This is a genomic window from Draconibacterium sp. (genome assembly GCF_041583095.1).
Lineage (GTDB): Bacteria > Bacteroidota > Bacteroidia > Bacteroidales > Prolixibacteraceae > Draconibacterium.
In genome coordinates, this window is the sequence record NZ_JBFHGM010000005.1 from 1 (window position 1) to 20,298 (window position 20,298).

At 42.3% G+C, this 20,298-nt stretch carries 14 protein-coding genes; 5 read left to right on the forward strand and 9 right to left on the reverse strand.

Annotated elements, in window-relative coordinates:
- From ABZB17_RS00740 to ABZB17_RS00760, 5 genes are all read left to right on the forward strand, one after another.
- The coding region (locus ABZB17_RS00740; protein ID WP_372647389.1) for a fibronectin type III-like domain-contianing protein at positions 1 to 595 on the forward strand (595 nt) is incomplete at its 5' end.
- Between the two features lie 179 nt (positions 596 to 774).
- Positions 775 to 2,049: an NAD(P)/FAD-dependent oxidoreductase gene (locus ABZB17_RS00745; RefSeq protein ID WP_372647390.1), complete on the forward strand. Its 1,275-nt coding sequence runs from the start codon at positions 775 to 777 to the stop codon at positions 2,047 to 2,049.
- Between the two features lie 280 nt (positions 2,050 to 2,329).
- Positions 2,330 to 3,082 (forward strand): subclass B1 metallo-beta-lactamase, encoded by a 753-nt coding sequence (gene bla / locus ABZB17_RS00750; protein WP_372647391.1) that lies wholly within the window; start codon positions 2,330 to 2,332, stop codon positions 3,080 to 3,082.
- Between the two features lie 83 nt (positions 3,083 to 3,165).
- Positions 3,166 to 4,467 carry an MFS transporter gene (locus ABZB17_RS00755; RefSeq protein ID WP_372647392.1) on the forward strand — a complete coding sequence of 434 codons (1,302 nt, stop codon included), beginning with the start codon at positions 3,166 to 3,168 and terminating at the stop codon, positions 4,465 to 4,467.
- Between the two features lie 75 nt (positions 4,468 to 4,542).
- The gene (locus tag ABZB17_RS00760; protein ID WP_372647393.1) at positions 4,543 to 5,637 is read left to right on the forward strand and encodes an arabinogalactan endo-beta-1,4-galactanase; all 1,095 of its coding nucleotides are present in this window, start codon (positions 4,543 to 4,545) and stop codon (positions 5,635 to 5,637) included.
- Between the two features lie 213 nt (positions 5,638 to 5,850).
- Here ABZB17_RS00760 and ABZB17_RS00765 read toward each other — a convergent pair whose 3' ends face one another.
- From ABZB17_RS00765 to ABZB17_RS00805, 9 genes are all read right to left on the reverse strand, one after another.
- Positions 5,851 to 7,515, reverse strand: coding sequence for a nucleoside kinase (locus ABZB17_RS00765; protein WP_372647394.1), 1,665 nt, complete (start codon positions 7,513 to 7,515; stop codon positions 5,851 to 5,853).
- Positions 7,516 to 7,724: 209 nt separating this feature from the next.
- Positions 7,725 to 10,598 (reverse strand): excinuclease ABC subunit UvrA, encoded by a 2,874-nt coding sequence (gene uvrA, locus ABZB17_RS00770; RefSeq protein WP_372647395.1) that lies wholly within the window; start codon positions 10,596 to 10,598, stop codon positions 7,725 to 7,727.
- An 80-nt stretch (positions 10,599 to 10,678) separates the two neighbouring features.
- Positions 10,679 to 11,593, reverse strand: a complete 915-nt coding sequence (locus tag ABZB17_RS00775) for a lytic transglycosylase domain-containing protein (RefSeq protein WP_372647396.1) — start codon at positions 11,591 to 11,593, stop codon at positions 10,679 to 10,681.
- Positions 11,594 to 11,845: 252 nt separating this feature from the next.
- A complete protein-coding gene (locus ABZB17_RS00780) occupies positions 11,846 to 13,126 on the reverse strand; it encodes an LVIVD repeat-containing protein (protein ID WP_372647397.1) in 1,281 nt (426 codons plus the stop codon).
- A 13-nt stretch (positions 13,127 to 13,139) separates the two neighbouring features.
- Positions 13,140 to 13,910 (reverse strand): hypothetical protein, encoded by a 771-nt coding sequence (locus ABZB17_RS00785; protein WP_372647398.1) that lies wholly within the window; start codon positions 13,908 to 13,910, stop codon positions 13,140 to 13,142.
- Positions 13,911 to 13,972: 62 nt separating this feature from the next.
- Positions 13,973 to 14,698, reverse strand: coding sequence for a hypothetical protein (locus ABZB17_RS00790; RefSeq protein ID WP_372647399.1), 726 nt, complete (start codon positions 14,696 to 14,698; stop codon positions 13,973 to 13,975).
- The gene (locus ABZB17_RS00795; RefSeq protein WP_372647400.1) at positions 14,695 to 16,344 is read right to left on the reverse strand and encodes a hypothetical protein; all 1,650 of its coding nucleotides are present in this window, start codon (positions 16,342 to 16,344) and stop codon (positions 14,695 to 14,697) included. The genes ABZB17_RS00790 and ABZB17_RS00795 overlap by 4 nt, the downstream gene beginning before the upstream one ends.
- A gap of 11 nt (positions 16,345 to 16,355) precedes the next feature.
- Positions 16,356 to 17,417, reverse strand: a complete 1,062-nt coding sequence (locus ABZB17_RS00800) for a DUF4249 domain-containing protein (protein ID WP_372647401.1) — start codon at positions 17,415 to 17,417, stop codon at positions 16,356 to 16,358.
- Positions 17,417 to 20,134 (reverse strand): TonB-dependent receptor domain-containing protein, encoded by a 2,718-nt coding sequence (locus tag ABZB17_RS00805; RefSeq protein ID WP_372647402.1) that lies wholly within the window; start codon positions 20,132 to 20,134, stop codon positions 17,417 to 17,419. The genes ABZB17_RS00800 and ABZB17_RS00805 overlap by 1 nt, the downstream gene beginning before the upstream one ends.
- Between the last annotated feature and the right edge of the window lie 164 nt (positions 20,135 to 20,298).

Genomic DNA, 20,298 nt, shown 5'->3' on the forward strand with positions numbered 1-20,298 from the left:
AAAACTGGAAGATTCGCCGGCTTATGCGCTGGGCAACTATCCGCAGGGAGCAAAAAAAGGCGATATTTTTGTTGACCTTGTTGAAGAAAAAGAATCGGAAGCACACGCTGCCGACGGAAAGCTGGAAAACGATCCGAACACGGCTTATTATTCGGAAGAATCGCTTGTGGGTTACCGCTGGTTCGATACCAAAAACAAACCGGTAATGTATCCTTTCGGCCATGGTTTATCGTACACCGAATTTGCTTATACCGACCTGAATACAAGCAAAGAAAGTTATGGCGCTGACGAAACGATTTCGTTGTCGTTCAACTTAAGCAATACCGGAGAAATGGCTGCCGAAGAGGTGGTTCAGGTGTATGTGCACCGCATTAACCCATCGGTTGAATGGCCACTTAAAGAGTTAAAAGCATTTACACGTGTGGCACTTGAGCCGGGTAAAAACCAGACTGTAACTTTGGAAATTCCAGGAGAGAAACTGCAATACTGGAACGAAGAGAAACACGCCTGGGACAACGACCTTTGCGATATTGAATTATTGGTTGGTGCCTCTTCAGGTGATATCCGTTTGAAAAAACAAGTTGCGCTGAAATAATATTATTCTCAATAAAATTTCAAAAGCCCGGTTCTGTGCCGGGCTTTTATCACACCCCCAAATCATTCATTACAAGTCACTTCTACCAAATTCCAAACCACAAATTTCTTAAACCCGTTTAATTTTTAGAACAATTGCCCCTACTTCCTTTGTTACCTTGTGTAAAAGATAAATTCGCGATGAAAAACACAAAAAAGATTGTTGTTGTGGGAGGAGGTTTTGCAGGTTTGGAACTTGTAAAAAGGTTAGGGAATTCAACCGAATACCAGGTTGTTTTGGTCGACAGCAACAACTATAATTTCTTTCCACCTTTAATCTACCAGGTATCAACAGGTTTTATGGAACCGTCGGCAATAAGTTATCCGTTTCGTAAAATTCTGCGAAAATTTAAAAACGCCGGTTTTCGACTTGGCTCTCTTGAAAAAGTTGTACCCGAAGAGAACAAAATAATACTGAGCAACGGCGAGATGGAATATGACATTTTAGTAATGGCCACCGGTACGGAGACAAACTTTTTTGGGAACAAAAACATTGAGAGAGATAGTTTGCCAATGAAAACCATAAGCGATTCATTGTCGCTACGAAATGTTATTCTAACCCGCCTTGACCGCGCTACAAGAATACCCGATGAAGAAGAGCGGAAAAAACACCTGACATTTGTTATTGCAGGCGCGGGACCTACCGGAGTTGAACTTTCGGGTATTTTAGCCGAAATGAGAAGTTCGATTATTATAAAGGATTATCCGGAATTAAAGAAAACAGATCTTGGAGAAATTAGCCTGATTGACCGACAAGCATCTGTATTAGCCCCCATGTCGGAACATGCCCAGAAGTACACCGCTAAAAAATTATCAGAATTGGGTGTAAATTTAATCATGAATACAATGGTGAAGGATTTTCACGACGAAACCGTGTATTTATCCAATGGCAAGGAAATTCCATCAAAAAACCTGATTTGGGCAGCCGGAGTTTCGGCAAAAACTTTTCCGGGTTTTTCTGAAGAATGTTTTGGAGCTGGTAAACGATTAAAAACGAATCAATTTAATCAAGTCCACTCCTACGATAATATTTATGCGTTAGGAGACTGTGCACTGGTGCTTGGCGATAAAAATTATCCCAACGGACACCCACAATTGGCACAACCGGCACTACAACAGGCAAAAAATCTGGCAGAAAACTTAATGCGGAAAGACAATAGCTGGAAGCCATTTCATTACACCGACAAAGGCTCGTTGGCAATAATTGGGAGAAATAAGGCAGTGCTTGATTTCCCGGGGCAGAAATATTCTGTAAAAGGTTTTAGCGCCTGGCTTATTTGGATTTTTGTGCATATAATGGGACTTGTGAATTTTAAAAACAAAACAAGAACCTTGTATAACTGGTTGGGATATTACATTTACAAAGACCAATATTTCAGAATGATTATTAAACCAACAGAAAGAGACAACAGATAATATATCGATTTTAAATAGCTTGGCCTTTTTACCAGAATATTTTCGCAACAATTCTATTTTATTGCGGTCAACAAATTATTTACAGAATAAGCGAAGCTGGGCCAATGCTACTCTGCAACACTCAAAAGACAGAATTAAAATGCTAAAAGCCGGGCTCAACAAATTAATAATCTGATATTTGGGTGTTCAACAAAAAACAATTTATACATTTCAGGGCGGCTCCAAACTGTAAAGTTAGTATTTTCACAACAACTACTTTTCATCCTAATACTGTAACATAATGAGCTACAAAAGCATCTTCCTGTTAATAGTCGGAATAATTACAATCAACTTTTGTTATGCGCAAACCGATAACAAAATTGAGATAGATGATAATATCCAACTGGTACATCTTCAGGATTCGATCTTTCTGCATATTACCTTTGATGAACTGGAAAACTTTGGCCGTTTTTCTTCCAATGGTTTGGTAATTATCCGAAACGGACATGCCTTGCTTATTGACTCGCCGATGGACAATGAGAAAACTAAAAAGCTAACTACATACATTCAGAATTCGTTCTCTGCCCAAGTGGAAAAACTGATCGCCTGCCATTTTCACAACGATTGTTTGGGGGGTATCACCTATCTTAACAGTATTGGGGTGGAATCAATTGCAAATTCAATGACCATCAGTAAATGCCGAGAATTGGGAATTCCCGAGCCCTCAACTGCTTTCACCGACTCGCTGATTTTTGATTTTTATGGCGCCTCCATTGAATGCCGCTACCTGGGCGCCGGACATTCGTTTGACAATATTACGGTTTGGCTGCCCATGGAAAAGATTCTGTTTGGTGGCTGCCTGATAAAATCGGCCAATTCGAGAAATCTCGGCAATCTCAGTGATGCCGTTGTCAACGACTGGGACACAACGGTTCAACAAGTAAAAACAAAATATCCTGATGCTAAAATTATCATTCCCGGGCACGGTGCTTCAGGAGGGTCGGAGCTCTTAACACACACAATCAATTTGGTTGTAAAAGAGAAAAACAAATAAATCAACGCCTTAACAAACTATAGCTCTGTTAAAATGTTATACCAGAAAATTCCACCGAAATACTGGAGCAGAAAAAGCAAAACATGTTTGAGAGACTTTACAATTATCTGAACAAAGGAGACAAACAAGGTGTTTGCACCGACATTACCGACGAGGCATGCAAATATGTTCCCCGCAACTTCTTTTTACAAATTTTCAGTAATGTATTTACCCAGCTTGGCGATACGCTGAGCAACCCCAAAACCGTTTTAACCTGGTTAATGAGCTATGTAAGCGCACCGGTGTACCTGATCAGTTTAATTGTTCCGCTGCGCGAATCGGGATCGATGGTGCCACAGGTGTTTTTTGTTCCCATTATTCACAAACGTGCCATACGAAAATGGCTATGGGTCATTGGGGCTTTATTGCAGTTTCTGGCCATCGGCGCCATTGGCATTATTGCACTGAACTTTAAAGGCTTTACTGCCGGATGGCTGATCGTGGCTGCTGTTGTACTTTTTAGTTTATCGCGAGGTATGAGTTCGCTGACCTCGAAAGACATTATCGGGAAAACCATCCCCAAAACCCGCCGCGGGCGTATGAAAGGTTATTCCGTTTCTGTGTCGGGAGTGCTGGTACTGGTAGCAGGGTTGTTTATGTTGTATCAGTCGGAAAAAGATACCACCATAAACTTTTACACCAATATCATCTTTTTTGCTTCGGCAACCTGGCTGGTGGCAGCATTTATTTATTCACGAATTAAGGAATTCCAAAGCCCGGTTGAAGAGAAGTCCTCTAACACCGAAAGCATTTTGTCGGGATTTAAATTGCTTAAAACCGATAAACATTTCCGCGATTTTATTATAGCCCGCACCCTGCTTTTATGTACCGCCTTGTCGGCTCCGTTTTATGTTGTACTGGCGCAGGAGCATGTGGGTAAAGAGGCCTACCTGCTCGGTTTGTTTATTATTGCCAAAGGGGTTGCATCGATAGTAAGCTCGCCGGTTTGGGGCAAATATGCCGATAAGTCGAGTAAGAACATTATGGCAGTGGCTGTGCTTATCGCTTCCGTTCTTGGCATATTTATCTTTTTCACCATTTCGTATTTCGAGGCCTTGCGAAGTGCAAAATGGCTCTACCCGGTTGTGCTGTTTATTTTAGGCATTGCCCATCAGGGTGTTCGTTTGGGCCGCAAAACCTATGTAATCGATATGGCCACCGGGAATGAGCGCACCAGCTACGTATCGGTTAGCAATACCGTTATTGGCATTATACTTTTAATGGTGGGCGGATTAAGTGCTTTGGTTTCGTTGTTGTCGGTTGAAGGCGTGATTCTACTACTGTCGGTTCTTGGACTAGCCGGCGCTTACAAAAGTTACAAACTGCCTAATGTAGAGCAAATATAAGGGGTACTGAAGTTGGTTCTTGTTCCCATGAAAAGTACATTTGTGATTCGGAAAATAATGAAGAAAACAGAAAAGATGAAACGAGTTAAATGGATACACTTACTGCTGGTGGCAGTTCTATTTTTTGCCGCCTGCTCCGACGATAATAAGGATCCGGTTGACCCAACACCCGATCCCGAAACAAAGGAACTGATAGCAGCCATGGACTTGTCGCAGTTACCCGAAATTGAATTGAGCAACCCAACATTTTACGATCTTGACAACAATGCAAAAGACTTTCTCAACATCGTAAAAGAGAATGGAGTGAACACGGTTCGACTGCGTTTGTGGGTAGATCCGGAAAACGAACATTCGGGTTTTAATGAGGTAAAAACGTTCGCCAACCAATTAAGGGCAAAAGGTTTCGCGATCTGGCTAACCGTTCACTATTCCGATACCTGGGCCGATCCGGGGCAACAAAGCAAGCCCGCACGTTGGAGCAACATTTCATACCCAGCATTAAAAGACAGCGTTTATGCCTACACACAAAAAATTATGACCGAAATTTCACCTGACTACATTCAGATCGGGAATGAAATAAACAGTGGATTTTTGCATCCTGAAGGAAACATCCAGAACCAGACTTTTCAGTTTCTGGAGTTGATGGAAAAAGGAATTCAGGCGGTACGAGATAATTCCTCAACCACAGAAATTATGATCCACTATGCAGGTATAAACAACGCCGACTGGTTTTTTAATGTGGTTCGTAACCTCGATTACGACATGATTGGGTTATCGTACTACCCCATTTGGCATGGTAAAAGTTTAACAAGCCTGAAAACCACCATGACCAACCTGAGCGAAACATTTAACAAAGAAATTGTACTGGCCGAAACTGCCTACCCTTTTACCCTCGACTGGAACGACTGGACCAACAACATTGTGGGGCAAAACGACCAGTTGATTCTGCCTGATTACCCGGCCACAGAAACGGGACAGCAACAGTTTATCGAACGGATCAAACAAATTTCGTTTGACGAAGTTGAAAAAGGCCGTGGTTTTTGTTACTGGGGAGCCGAACTCATTGCGTGGAAAGGCCCGGAAGCCACCGATGCATCACCATGGGAAAACCAGGCAGTTTTTGATTTTGATAACAAAGCATTGCCGGTGTTGTCGGTTTTTGGGGAGTAATTAGGTTTGAAAATACGCTCAAATAGAACCGTATTTTTTGCACCGTCTTTCAATGCGGTGATATGAATTTGCCCAGACAAAATAATTTTTTAGGATTTTGTATCATGAAGTATACAAAAATCATAAAAAATTACAGCTACTTACTCTGTGCTTAACCACCGCTCTAAAGAACGGTGCAAAAAATAATTCCAGAATTAAGCTTTAAACTCCAATTTAATACGCAAAACTACTTCCCCCTAAAAACTCGCGCAATAGCGAAGTTGGCGGGATTTCCACGTCGCTGATGGGTTTAAAGTACGACAGGAATTCCAGTAAACGTGTCGACTCCATATACTCCGGCTGATTCTCGAGCACCAATTTTAAGATCGGCTCGGCATATTTTTTTAGAACGGCCAGCTCATAAATGGTTGCCGAGTTAAACATTACATCGGCATTTTCCTGGTAAGGAAAAATATTTTTCTCCTCGCCCTTTCGCACCGACGGCCAACGTTTAATCGTATCGGCAGCACGGTAGCCGCGGTATCGGCTGTCGCGAATCATACGGCGCAGCAAACGGTTATCAGCTGTAGAAATATGCGTATGTTCATCCACCGAAATCTGGGTAAGTGCCGAAATAAAAATCTTAAAGGTGTTCTGTTCCGCCACATCGGTCAGCAGGCCGGGATTCATTCCGTGAATACCTTCGACAATCAGAATATCATCTTTTTCGAGTTTCAGCGTTTTGCCATTTTGCATACGTTTGCCACTATGAAAATCGAACCTCGGCAAGCGTACTTCCTTGCCTTCAAAAAGTTCGATCAGCTGGTGGTTAAAGAACTCAATATCGATGGCTTCGAGCGCTTCAAAATCGTATTCGCCATGTTCATCTTTCGGGGTATGTTCGCGATCAACAAAATAATCGTCGAGCGACACCTGGTAAGGGCGCATACCGTTTACTGCCAGCTGCACACCAAGACGTTTGCTAAATGTGGTTTTCCCCGAAGCCGACGGCCCGGCAACAAGCACCACCTTGGTTCCATTTCCGCGTGCCGATATCTGGTTGGCAATCTCCGCAATCTTTTTCTCGTGCAGTGCTTCCGATATTTTTATGATATCGCCACTTCGGTTTTGCAGCGCAAAATCGTTTAAACTTCCAATGGTGGAAACGTTCAGAATTTCGGCCCAGTCTTTTTGCTCCTGGAAAATCTCGAACAGTTTATCGTTGTAAACTACTTTATGCAGCTTTTTGAAATGTTTTCGCCGGGGCACCTGCAACAATAAACCATCAAAATACGGCACCAGTCCATAATTCGAAATGTATCCGGTTGAGGGCAACAGGTTACCATAGAAATAATCGCCAAGATCATTCAGAAAATAAAGATACGAATACATACGCCCCTGCTGCTCGAACAGTTGCGCTTTATCTTCCAGCCCCTGTTTTGCCAATAAATCAACGGCATGTGAGGTGATAATACCTTTCTTTACAAAAGGGATATCGGCCTCGATAAGGGCATTCATTTCCTGTTTTATGGAAAAAATATCAGATTCGGAAATCTCGCGTTCCAGTCCCTGCAATTCGCAAAAATAGCCGTTACTTATGCCATTTTGCACTTTAAATGCGACATGCGGAAAAACCTCTTTAACGGCGGCATACAACACAAAAATCAAACTCCTGATGTACATTCTCATTCCGTCGGGATGTGAAAAGTCGATAAACTCGATGTGCTTGGGTTTTACCACACAAAACGACAATTCCTTAACCTGGTGGTTTACAATAGCACCGCAAACCTGGTTTTGGAGTTTTATATTCAGGTCATTACTGATTTCGAGCAATGAGGTACCCATAGGATAAATATGGGATGTATGTGTATTTCGGCAATAAATTTCAATGTCTTTCATAGTAACTGTCATCTGTTTCTTCAGGTAAAAGTATGAAAATGCGATGAGCAATTACAGTTGAAACCAAAGTTTTTCGCAGATGAAAAGCCTTTGCGAAAGAATGAAATTGAAAATAAAAACACAAAGTCACAAAGACACGAAGAATTTTTTCGAGTCAATTGGCGATACATTCTGACCTGGTGTTCTTTGTGGTAAAATCCGAGCAGATTTTACAATCCCAGCTCTTGTTTCAGGTATTTAGCGGTATGCGATTTTTTATTTTTGCAAACCTCTTCAGGTGTTCCGGTACAGAGAATTTTGCCACCGTGTTTTCCGCCTTCCGGGCCAACATCAATAATGTGATCAGCAACTTTTATAACATCCATATTGTGCTCGATAACAATTACCGTGTTTCCTTTTTCTACCAACTTGTTCAGCACCTCGAGCAGTACACGTACATCCTCGAAATGCAAACCGGTTGTAGGTTCATCCAGAATATAAATGGTTTTCCCGGTGTCGCGTTTTGCCAGCTCGGCAGCCAGTTTTACCCGTTGCGATTCACCACCCGAAAGCGTAGTTGACGACTGCCCCAACGTAATGTAGCCCAAACCAACATCCTGCAAAGTACTCAGCTTAGTGGCAATGGATGGGATATGCTCGAAAAACTCTACACCCTGGTTGATGGTCATATCCAGCACATCGCTGATGGATTTTCCTTTGTAGCGCACTTCAAGTGTTTCGCGGTTGTAGCGTTTGCCGTTACATTTATCGCAATGCACATAAACATCGGGCAGGAAGTTCATTTCAATAAGTTTCAAGCCTCCACCCTGACATTCTTCGCAGCGTCCGCCTTTTACGTTAAACGAAAAGCGACCGGGTTTATAACCACGTATTTTGGCCTCAGGTAATTGGGCAAACAAAGTTCTGATATCGCCAAAAACATTGGTATAGGTAACCGGGTTCGAGCGTGGTGTGCGTCCAATCGGCGACTGGTCGACACGAATAACTTTATCGATCAACTCCAGCCCTTCCACCTTTTTATAGGGCAGCGGATCTTTCAGTGATTTATAAAAATGCTGGCTTAAAATAGGCTGAAGTGTTTCGTTTATCAGCGTTGATTTTCCCGAGCCGGAAACACCTGTAACACAGATAAATTTACCCAGTGGAATTTCGAGCGTTACGTTGTTCAGGTTATTACCCGTACAACCGGTGACCTTTAAAATATCCGATTTCCCGTTTCTGCGCACGGCAGGCACCTCAATTTGTCTTCTGTCGTTGAGGTAATCAGCAGTGAGTGATTTCGATTTCAGCACTTCCTGTGGTGTTCCGGCGGCCACTACTTCGCCTCCGTGACGACCGGCGTGTGGCCCCATGTCAATCAGGTGATCGGCATGTAACATGGTATCGCGGTCGTGTTCCACCACAATTACCGAGTTGCCCGAATCGCGCAGTTGCTCCAGCGCTTGGATCAGTTTCAGGTTATCGCGGTGGTGAAGCCCGATACTCGGTTCATCCAAAATATAAAGCACGTTTACCAGTTGCGAGCCAATTTGTGTAGCCAAGCGAATACGTTGCGATTCTCCCCCCGAAAGACTTTGTGCAGTGCGATCGAGTGCCAGGTAATTCAAACCTACGCCCAGCATAAAACCAAGACGATCGCGGATCTCTTTGATCACCTCAGCGCCAATTTTTAACTGGCGCTCAGAAATACGTTCTTCCAAACCATTGAGCCATTCCCCCAGTTCGTCAAGATCCATTTTTGCCAGTTCCGAAATGTTTTTTCCATCGATTTTAAAATGTAGCGATTCATTTTTCAGTCGCATGCCTTTACACTCAGGGCACTCAATGGTTTTCACAAACTGGTTGGCCCATTTCTGTGCCGTTTTCGAAGTGCTTTCTTCACGCTGATTGTCGATGTATTTTATCACCCCGTCGTAACTCATCATGTAGTTCAGACTGTTACCAAGCGGTGTATTTTTTAGCTGAATGCGGTCGTTGGTGCCAAATAAAACTTCGTTCAGCCCTTCTTCGGGAATATCTTTTACCGGCGTTTTCAGCGTGAAACCATGTTTCTCTCCAAGCGCTTCGATCTGCCAGAAAATGAGCGTGTTTTTATAAGGGCCAAGCGGAGCGATTCCACCTTTATTAATGCTTTTGTCTTTCTCGGGCATAATCTTATCCAAATCAATCTCGGTAACACGGCCAAGCCCGTTACACTTTGGACAAGCTCCCTGCGGCGAGTTGAAAGAAAAATTATGCGGTGCCGGTTCGTTGTATGAAATTCCGGTAGTCGGGCACATCAATAAACGGCTGTAGTACTTGGCTTCGTTGGTATCGTGATCAAGAATCATAAGAATTCCGTGGCCATGTTTCATGGCCGTCTGCACACTGTCTTTCAGGCGTTTTGTACTGGCTTCGTCAACCACCAGTTTGTCGATCAGAATCTCGATAAAGTGATTTTTGTAACGATCCACTTTATGGTTGTGCATCAGTTCGGTCAATTCTCCATCGATACGTGCAGTCAGGAATCCTTTTCGGCGAATTTGCTCAAACAGCTCGCGGTAATGCCCTTTACGGCCTTTTACCACAGGTGCGAGAATATTGATACGTTTTCCGGCAAAATCACTCTTAATCAGGTTAATGATCTTTTCTTCGGTGTACTTCACCATTTTTTCGCCGGTGTTGTACGAAAATGCTTCGGCGGCACGGGCAAACAACAAACGCAAAAAGTCGTAGATCTCGGTTACCGTTCCAACTGTTGAGCGCGGATTTCGGGTGGTTACCTTTTGTTCGATGGAAATTACCGGACTTAAACCGGTGATTTTATCCACATCGGGGCGTTCCATGTTTCCGAGAAACGAGCGCGCATAAGCCGAAAACGTTTCGATGTAACGACGCTGTCCTTCGGCATAAATGGTATCGAATGCCAGCGACGATTTCCCACTTCCACTTAACCCGGTTATAACGGTTAGTTTATTTCGCGGAATGGTAACATCAATATTGCGGAGGTTGTGCACGCGGGCTCCCTGAATAATGATCTTCTCTTCAGATTCAAGTTCAGCCAGTTGCACTTCAGTATCTGTTTCTACTTTCTTTTTAGTCATTTTAAGCAATTTCGTGCTGCCAACAATTCAGCATCACAATCAATATAAGTTTGGGCCGATGTAACTTTAGTAATCTGCTTTTACAATTCCGGAATTTCTACCCAGTACCTTTTTCTTCCCGAATAAGTGAGTTCATTCTCCCGTAACCACGGATTAAAATCTTTGAGTACTTTATAATTCACTCCATGCTGAATTGCATAGTCGGCAAAATTGGCTACTGAGCCTTTAATCTCCACTTTTTTTGTTGGAATTATCTGGTATTTATCCTCTTCGGGAATAAAAAACTTATACTTTTCCGGATTTTCGAGAATCAACTTCAAGGCCACAATGCGATACACATAACGAGCTGTTTCGGTGGTAATCAGCAAATCGTAATAATCATCTTCTTTTTGCCTTACAACCTGACGATTAACCCCTGTCATTCCGCGATTATAGGCAGCGGCAACCATGGTCCAGCTTCCAAATTTTTCGTAGGCTTTTTTTATGTATTCGCAGGCAACATGTGTTGCTTTTTCGATGTGGTAACGCTCGTCAACTTCGCTGTTTATCTCCAGTCCGTAATCTTTTGCTGTACCTTCCATCAACTGCCAGAAACCAGCTGCCCGCGCAGGCGAAATGGCCCTCGGGTCTAAACCGCTTTCGGCTACTGCCAGGTATTTAAAATCATCAGGAATTCCGTGTTCTTTCAGGATGGGTTCGATAATAGGAAAATAACGAGGAACCAATTTTATGTAGCGAATGGTTTGCGAATGGAAATAGGCGTTGGAAAGCAGTTCGCGGTCGAGTGCTTCTTTCACATAAAACCGTTCGAGCGGCATTTTTTCTCCGGCAAAACTAACCGCGTCAGGCAACTCAACAGGTTCGTACATTACCTCCTTTTCCACAATTACTTCAGTTTTTCCCGATTGCGCTGACACCAGAATAACTACTACCACTGCAATGTTCATCACCACCAATAAAGGTGCTACAAATCTCCTCCAAATTTTCGTCTTCATCCGTCTATTCTTCCTTTAGTTTTTCAAATAACAAAAATACAATTTTGACTCGATTACTGATTGAATATTACCGATTTGTAGTTGAAAATCACCAATAAATTTACGTTGTTCATAATTGGGGTTCTCTTCTCTATCGGCAAACTATTAACCGAAATCAATTACTTAAAACGGTATAACAATAAAAAGGCCCGACAGTTTGCCGAGCCTTAAGATATCTTAAAAGAGTTGGAGGACCCAAGGTACCTTCTCCTGTTAATCTTCGCGATATACAGGGATGTGACTTACCTGGGTAATATTTTGCAAATCAGAATAATCGTACTGGTAAAATCCATCGTCGCCAATCATAAAGAGGTAACCGCCCAAAGGAATCACATCGTAAGTGTTGATGTTGGCAAAATGCGAGATCATATGATCGTCGATGGCTGTTTTATCCCCGGCATCGTAAACTTTAAGCCCGGCGTCGCCATCGCAAACAAAAAGCACATCGCCATCTATTCCCAGTCCGTATGGCCCATGCAGCGGATACGATGCAATTAAATCGTTATCCACATAATCATTGGCCAACTGTAGCACATCCAGTCGATTAACCGTGCTTCCGCAGGTAGTTCCGCCACGCAGGGTAACGTATGCGTAACCATCGGCAATTACCACCGGATCGCAGCTGGTGACGTGCCAAAAATCACTTACATAAACGGGATAAGTAGGTACTTCGATATTAAAAATGCGCATGCCTGATCGTGTTCCCAAAAACATGTGATTATCGTAAATAAACATAGTTTCGACATTCCAACCTACGTTTTGCTGCCCTATTTCTGATGGATTTCCGGGAACTTTTACATCAAAAACATGAAGGTTGGTTTCATCAACTGCATACAAATAATCGTCGTACAAACCAAAGCGCGCCATCGATCCACCAACACCAAATGTACTTTGTCCTCCTGCGCTACTCAATTTCGGAGCGGCATTAAAAAGGGCATCTTCGGCGTAGCCCCAACGATATATCGGGTAATAATGGTATTCCATTTCCTGACGCACCTTTTTTATTTCCCAACCGGTAACCACACCTTTTTCTTCGTCCACTTCGGCAAAACGGTACTCGTCATCGGCTGGTGGCAAAGTGTACGGTAACACATCCTCAACACGGTCAACTTCGGCGGGATTGTTTATATCGCTAATATCGATGGCCACCAGGTCGATGTAACTGTCGGCATAAAGAATATCCTCTTTTATAGCAATATCCACATTCCCTGGAATTTCAATAAATCCTACATTTTGCGGATCGGCCGGATTTTGATTGTCGATAATATGTACACCTTCAAATTCTTCAACAATAAACAGGTAGCCATCTTTAAAATAGATCTTACCCGGGTTTACAAGTTCGCGCGAGTCGACAGATTTAACTGCAGCGCGCAAATCTTCATACGATAGGTAAACAGGTGAATTGGCCGTAAACTCTTCGGTGTACTCATCCATACACGCTGAAAAAGCCAGCGCAATAAACAGTAGCAGGAATATATTTTTGATTGTTCTCATTTTCTGTGGTTTTTTAGTTGAAAATAATACCGATTTTAACGGTTACGCGGTTGTAGTCGATGTCGAGCGAGTAGTCGTTTTCTCCATCATAATTCAGGCGGTGAAACTGGTAGCCCACGGCAAAGTTTATCCCTAAACTATTGGAAAGCATTTGCTGATATCCAAGTCCGGGATTAATGAGGACTCCCCCCTTGCAGTCGAAACCGTTTTGCCCCATATCTTGCGGCCAGGGCGCAAAACTGCTCCAGATGGGGTACACATCGTAATAAATTTCGTTGGAGTCTTCGATAGGAACCTGATAACCGGCTTTTAAAAACACATAGGGACTCGATAATTGGCTCTTGAAACGGTATTCGAAATTGGCGAAAACGGGCATGTACGATTCTTTCAGAAATTCAACCCCAAAGCCAAGACCGACCGATAAATTCTGATCTACCAGGTAGTTTGCCGATCCGGTAAGGGAAAATGGCGCCGACTGGCTGTTATCCGAATTTCCGGCTAAAACACCCATTTCGGTTCTGAAAAACCATTTTACATCCGTTACCGTTTCTTCATCGAACATTGTTTTTACGTCACGCTTTGAGGCGATGTGATCTACTTCACCGGCGTCGAAAATCCATACATTTCCGGCCGATTCAATTTGCAATTGTTTTCCGTCGTTTATATACGTGTATTTTCCTTTTATTATGGAACCGTTTTTCAGGTAGACATGACCTTTTTCGGATTGCGCAAAAACGGAAAGCGACAATGCCGAGATGCACAGCAGCACAATTAGTTTCTTCATAATGTTTTTTGTTTTTATGAAGATGTTATGCGTTGTGATTTGGTTGCGTTAAACAGAAATTTTTATTCTGTAAGATTGTTTTCGGCTAACAGCCGAAGGGCGTTAACCATTGTGAATTCGTTGTTTACGTGCAATTTATTTTGACGCAGGAGCTTTCTTATTTGCTTCTGATTTTCAGGAAACCGGGAGAGTAAAGCGGCTCGATTAAGTCGTATTTTAGTTAAACCATCCTGTTCGGTGTATAAATAATAGTCTTTGCGCAGGTGGTATTCAACAGCGCGTGTTATGCCGTTTTTATCCTTATACGGACTAACCGATTGTTCGTAAATATACCAGTTAACCATCAAACTAACAGTTCCCTTATACAGCTCTTCCAAATACATATTGGTTTGCTGGTTGTTGTTTTTTGTAAGGCGTACAAATTTTCGACTTTGGCTTCCATCCTGAAACGTAAAACTTTCTACCAGCTCTTTCTCTATCTGGTATAAAAACCGTCCGTTCTTATTATAGGTAATCAGCTCATCGGTAAATGCCTGGTAACGTATTCGCAGGTCTTCGAACACATTACCGTTTGTAAATTTTAGCGAGCCCGGCACCCAATCATCAGGATACAAAAAATAGGTATTAACCTCAGCATCAAGCGTAATAACCTCGCCGAGCATTTTACCCTGAAGATTATTGGATTCACTATTAAGTTCGTAGGTATCGATTCCCATCTCCTGAGCCTGTACAACAAAAGCCAACAGCACTCCCAAAATCACTCCTGTATATTTTATTAAGCTGCTCATTGTACCGATATTATTTTTGACGTTCTGTAGAGTTTACCCGATTTTGTTATCGCCTCAACTTTTATTTCCAAATCTCCTTTTACATCAGATAGCTGAAAACTAAATGGCCATTTTTCATTGGGGTCAACCACTTCGTTTAAAAACTGCCAACGGGTGTCGGGTTGTGTTCTGCCCTCAGCGATCGGGTTGTAGTTAGCCTGTTTCGGAAATTCGATACACGGCACTTTTAGCTGAAAAACATTTGGTTGTTGCGCCAGCCAGCTATTCGATTTATCATTTAACGACACCATTAGCACGCCCTTAAAACGAAGGTCGCCAAAAATACGTTCACTTTTTACCAAATCGATTGAGGCAATGTCAGTAGATTGTAAATTCTGAAAGAATGAATTTTTAAACACCGGAATTCCGTTGATAAGGCGTAGCGGCTCTGTGTCGAAAAACCGATCCTGCCCGTAGTCTAACATTCTGAAAGTAACCTCATCGTTTCTGTAGCGGTACTGAAACCCTATAAGTAATTCGCGCGATATTTCCTTAAAATTGGGCAAATCAATAAAGAGTTCGGGAACTATATGATTATCGGGCTGACCGTAAAAAGGCATTCCGTAAGGATTTGGCATCTCGAAATCATCCTTACTTCTGATTGATACACCTCTGAAAAGTTTATTAAAGAATGTACCTTTTATGCTGTTCTCAATAATTTCAGCCTGCTTTGGATTTACAAAAGTGGAGTCGAATTTTAGTTGTTCTGCGGCTGACATAAAATTCGGGGTCAGCTTAATATTAAACTGTTTATCGCCAACAGCAAGTGGCTGAAGAATTAGATTGGCATTACCTCTTGCATCGGGCAGGAAGAAATGAAACAGCCCTGTTGAATCGGGATAATAATAATCGAAATATGTTTCGTTTCCGGTTACTGTTAACAACACCAGATCGTTGGCTGCATCACCTGTTTCCCTGTCGCGAAGGCTACCACTTATCAATACCCCGTCTTGTTCAGGGAATGGAGGAATAGCTGCATTCCTGTCTTTCATTCCAAAGCTCATAAACCCTGAATTTTTATGAGAAAAAGGTTCGATTATCCGCGCACTTGCCACCATGTATACAAACTCGTTATCTCCGGTATTAATACTCCCCTTTACCTCATCGCGCCGACGGTAATTTTCATCCTCAAGATCAATATCGATCTGGTTATCGGCACTTTCCGGCGTAACAACGGCTGCTTTATCTTCCACAACCGGTAACCGTTCAATGGCTTCTTCAAAACGATTATAAACGTATACCGACCTGCCTGTACATTTCAGAACGCCATTGTTACGTTGCGCATTGAAAAAGACATGCACAAAATACAATCCGGTCTGTAGGGAATCGGGTACAGCAATAAAACCTTCGGCTTGTGTATTGTTGCATTTTACGGCATGCGAAGCAATTAAATTTCCGGTTTGCGATTCCAGCTGCAAATGAACAATATTACCATATCGTTGCAACTCTTTTGGTACATATGCTTTTAACCATAGCGTATCTCCCGAAATACAAAAATCGCGATCGGTAAAAACTACAAGTTCCCTGTTGGCGGTAGTTTGCGCCATGGATTTTAACCCGGCACATACCATTACAACAAGAAATAATATTTTGAATGCTCTGCTCATTAGGTTTTTATTTAGGGATGCTCCCACCATTCAGGCATAATACTCACTTGTTCGCCTGATGAAGGGATGTGGTAACGCTCCTCAATCTCATGTAATGCAAATCCTGATGTTTCAGAAATATATCGCAAAAAATACCTTGTTTCGCTATTCACTGATATTTCAAAATTTCCGAGTATCTTCTGATTACTGTTGGTTGTACATCTCAAATTACTTCGTGCCTGAACATATAAAGGATCAAATATTTTTCCACCGGCTTCAAGCTGCTTGTTCAAATCATCGTAATAGTAGTAAGCACTTTTAGTTATTCCGTGTTGATACAGGATCACAATCCAACCCGAAAAAATATGTTCCTCTTCGTATTTCACTCTATTTTTTAAAAAGTATAAGGGGTGCTTTTTAATTTCTTTAGAAGCCGAATATTCAGGCGGTGCAGCAATATTAAATGTCTTCTGCGGATAAGAGGATCTCCATCCATACACGGTTTCAGGCATCGTACTGCCAAAAGGCCCGGGAACCTCAATTACATAGTTATATTGCAAAACAAAGCGGGTTGTAAACCTGCAATAAGGATTTTCGTTATTGGGAGTTATATCAGCATACAAACGAACTCCTTCCAACCGATCAACGTTATCAACATCGTTATCACCGCTCTCCTGTCTTATTTCAACTTCCTCAAATCCATAAACACTGTCAATCGATGGTTTTTGGGGCACAACCTCAAAGGCCGATTCATATTCTTCTCCCCGGTATTCAATTTTCAATTTATACTGTAAATTCGGGTTAAGAAAACTATTTAACCTGTATCGGCCTCCGGAATAATGCGGCAGCTTCAGTTCACTACCGTTATTATCAATAAGCCGAACTTCAGCCTCGGTAACAGCAGGGCCGGTGCTTGCATTGTCGTAGTAAGCTACCGATTCGTATAAATCAATGTAATTAACCGATTGGTCGGCAGTTATTCGTGCATCGGCTACCAGAACATTGTCAACCACATCAATTTCAGGCCGGTAAACATCCTCACAGCCTGCCAGCAGAATGAATAGTATAAAACTATATGTTACAATGCGCTTCATTAAAACTTAAAATTATACGTTAGCGAAGGTACCGGAATACCGATTACCGACAGTTTAAACAGCGAGTAACGCGTGTAATTATTGCTTTCGCCCGGCACCGACTTTTTGTAATACACCGAATACGGATTATTGCGGCCGTAAACATTGTATACCGACAAGGTCCAGCTGCCTTTCCACATCCGTTTTTTACGCAGGTTCTGATCGAAAGTGATCGACAAATCCAATCGATGATACGATGGCATGCGGTATTTATTTCTATCGGAATAATAAACCAGGTCTTCGCCGGCAAATCTGTATTTAATTTCGGGCAAAGTGGTTGGCCTTCCTGAAACCATAACAAAGTTACCCGAGAAACGCCACCTGCGACTAATATTATAAGTTGCCGTAAGCGAAAAATCGTGTGGCTTATCGTAAATCGACGGATAATAGTCGCCGTTCCACAAATTTTCTTCGCCAAAATCGCTGGTATTTTTCCGCATTGTTCGTGAATACACGTAGCTGGCATAACCGGTTAAGCGGCCGGTATTTTTTCGTGCACTCAGCTCAATTCCATATGAATAACCTTTTGTAGGCACAAGTGCCGTTTCAACATGGTCGTTCATAATCAGCTGAGCACCATTTTTATACTCAATCAGATTTTGCAGGTATTTGTAGTACACTTCGGCGGAAAGGTCAACACGCGATAACAAGGAGTTATTTTCAACACCAACTGCCACCTGATCGGAAATAAGTGGTTTTAAATGGTAATCGGCTGCCTTCCATGTTTCGGCCGGCGAGATTACTGCATTATTACTAAGCTGAAAAATATTTTGTCGTGTGCGCTGATAACTGAACTTCAGCGAGGTATTCATATCAAGATCGTAATTCAATGCCAGCCTTGGCTCAATACCTCCGTAAGTTGCAGAAGCCTCGTTTTTGCCAAACTGCAGCGAGTCGACCACCGTACCGGGTTCTTTGGGTTGCCCCTCATCGTACAAATAAACAACCGGAGTGCCAATATTACTGAAATGATTATAACGCAAACCGGCTACAATCGAAAAGTTTGGCAAAACCTGAAATTCGTCGCTTATATACACCGACCAGTCCAGTGTTTTCTCCATTGCTAATTTACGACCAACAATTACCGTTGTATCCTGTTTCGGAATAATTTCTCCGGGACTGATTTCGTTGTAAACAGCTTTAAAACCGGCTTCGGAATTATGCCGCTCGTTGGGGTGCCATTTAAAGTTATAGGCAAAAGAACTGTACTGCAACTGATTATCGAGATAATAAGCTTCAAAAGGTTTATTGTCGGCCAGGTCGGTTAGTCGGTAATCGTAACGGCTGTAAGCCGCATCCAGCTCACCATAAATTTTTTCACCAAAACGGTTGTTCAATTTTAAGTTGCCCAGCAGGTTTCCATATTCGGTTATCGATTGCGAACTGGTACTAAACTCATCGAAACTGGTATAAGCCATTACACTTAATTTGTTGTGTTGATTGAACTTATAAGTAAGTTTCCCCGACACATCATAAAAATGGGTAACTCCCTCATTCAGGTCGAGATTAGGAATTTCCTGTAACAACCAGTCGGTATACGAACTACGGCCGCCAACAGCAATGGTAAACTTTTTATTTTTTGTTAGAGGCCCGTCAAGCGCGAGGCGTGAGTTAATAATTCCGATTCCTCCATAAAAGCGTATGGTTTCGTCATTCCCTTCTTTAAAGTCGACCTCCATTACCGACGCCACCCGCTCGCCGTAACGCGCCGGCATGCCGCCTTTAAATAGGCGTACATTTTCCACAACATCGGGATTAATTAGCGACATAAAGCCAAATAGGTGCGACGAATTAAATACAGGGCTGCCATTTACCAGAATAAGGTTTTGATCGGTGTTTCCACCACGCACGTTAAACCCCGATGACAGTTCGCTTACCGTTTGAACCCCGGCCAAAATGGTAAGCCCTTTTAACACATCAACCTCGCCCATTAATGCCGGTAATTGCTGAATCTCTTTCCCGGTCATTTGCACCATACTCATTTGCGCGCGCGGTACATCACCATCCGATCCGAGCACAGTTACCTCATCAAGGTTATGCGACTCTTCAAACAATCGAAGATCTGCAGTGCCATCTTCAATCAGGCGAATATCTATTGCAGAGCCTTCGAAACCAATGTAGGTGATCGTTAATTTAAAATCACCGGTAGGCAAATCCAGTTCAAAACTTCCGTTTGCATCAGATGTTGTGCCTTTTTGCAGCTTATTGCAATAAACCACGGCACCAACCAGTGGAGTCCCGTCTTTTCCATCGAGTACACGCCCTTTTAGTTTTGCTGTTTTGTACCGTCCTAAATTCATTGGGTCGCCAACCACCAAAGTTTGCGAGTAATCATCAAACTTCGACCGGGTATCAGCCGACCTTCTGAAAACAACAATTCCATCATTCTGAAAGAAATCGTAGCTAAGTTCAGAATCATAAAATACATTATTTAGCGCCTGCAATAAAGGTGTATTTTCAAACTGATTGGAAATGGTAGTTTTATCAACCCACGATTTTTTGTAGTAAACCCGCAAGTTATAATTGGTTTCCAGGTCATTCAAAAATTGCTCAAGTGGTTGATTTTGGTACGAACCAGTTATTTTTATCTCTTCAATTTGCTGGCCATACAAAAAAGTATTATTCCCCAACAAAAGAGCTAAAAACAGGAGCACATAACTAATTAAAGACTTTTTCAATTTTTTTGAACCTTGGTTTAGAATTTATTTGACTTTGATTTCCTCTGTAGGTTTAAGCCTCTAAGAATTTTATACAATTTGTTTAATAAGTTTAATAAACAAAAACAATCATCCATTGCAACAAGGCTTTTTTTAGCATCTTTATTTGAAATGTCTGATATTTT

Excerpts from the sequence above, each read along its gene's own strand:
- ABZB17_RS00745 (WP_372647390.1), top strand. The coding sequence starts at position 775 with ATGAAAAACACAAAAAAGATTGTTGTTGTGGGAGGAGGTTTTGCAGGT.
- bla (WP_372647391.1), top strand. The coding sequence starts at position 2,330 with ATGAGCTACAAAAGCATCTTCCTGTTAATAGTCGGAATAATTACAATC.
- ABZB17_RS00755 (WP_372647392.1), top strand. The coding sequence starts at position 3,166 with ATGTTTGAGAGACTTTACAATTATCTGAACAAAGGAGACAAACAAGGT.
- ABZB17_RS00760 (WP_372647393.1), top strand. The coding sequence starts at position 4,543 with ATGAAACGAGTTAAATGGATACACTTACTGCTGGTGGCAGTTCTATTT.
- ABZB17_RS00765 (WP_372647394.1), bottom strand. The coding sequence starts at position 7,515 with ATGAAAGACATTGAAATTTATTGCCGAAATACACATACATCCCATATT.
- uvrA (WP_372647395.1), bottom strand. The coding sequence starts at position 10,598 with ATGACTAAAAAGAAAGTAGAAACAGATACTGAAGTGCAACTGGCTGAA.
- ABZB17_RS00775 (WP_372647396.1), bottom strand. The coding sequence starts at position 11,593 with ATGAAGACGAAAATTTGGAGGAGATTTGTAGCACCTTTATTGGTGGTG.
- ABZB17_RS00780 (WP_372647397.1), bottom strand. The coding sequence starts at position 13,126 with ATGAGAACAATCAAAAATATATTCCTGCTACTGTTTATTGCGCTGGCT.
- ABZB17_RS00785 (WP_372647398.1), bottom strand. The coding sequence starts at position 13,910 with ATGAAGAAACTAATTGTGCTGCTGTGCATCTCGGCATTGTCGCTTTCC.
- ABZB17_RS00790 (WP_372647399.1), bottom strand. The coding sequence starts at position 14,698 with ATGAGCAGCTTAATAAAATATACAGGAGTGATTTTGGGAGTGCTGTTG.
- ABZB17_RS00795 (WP_372647400.1), bottom strand. The coding sequence starts at position 16,344 with ATGAGCAGAGCATTCAAAATATTATTTCTTGTTGTAATGGTATGTGCC.
- ABZB17_RS00800 (WP_372647401.1), bottom strand. The coding sequence starts at position 17,417 with ATGAAGCGCATTGTAACATATAGTTTTATACTATTCATTCTGCTGGCA.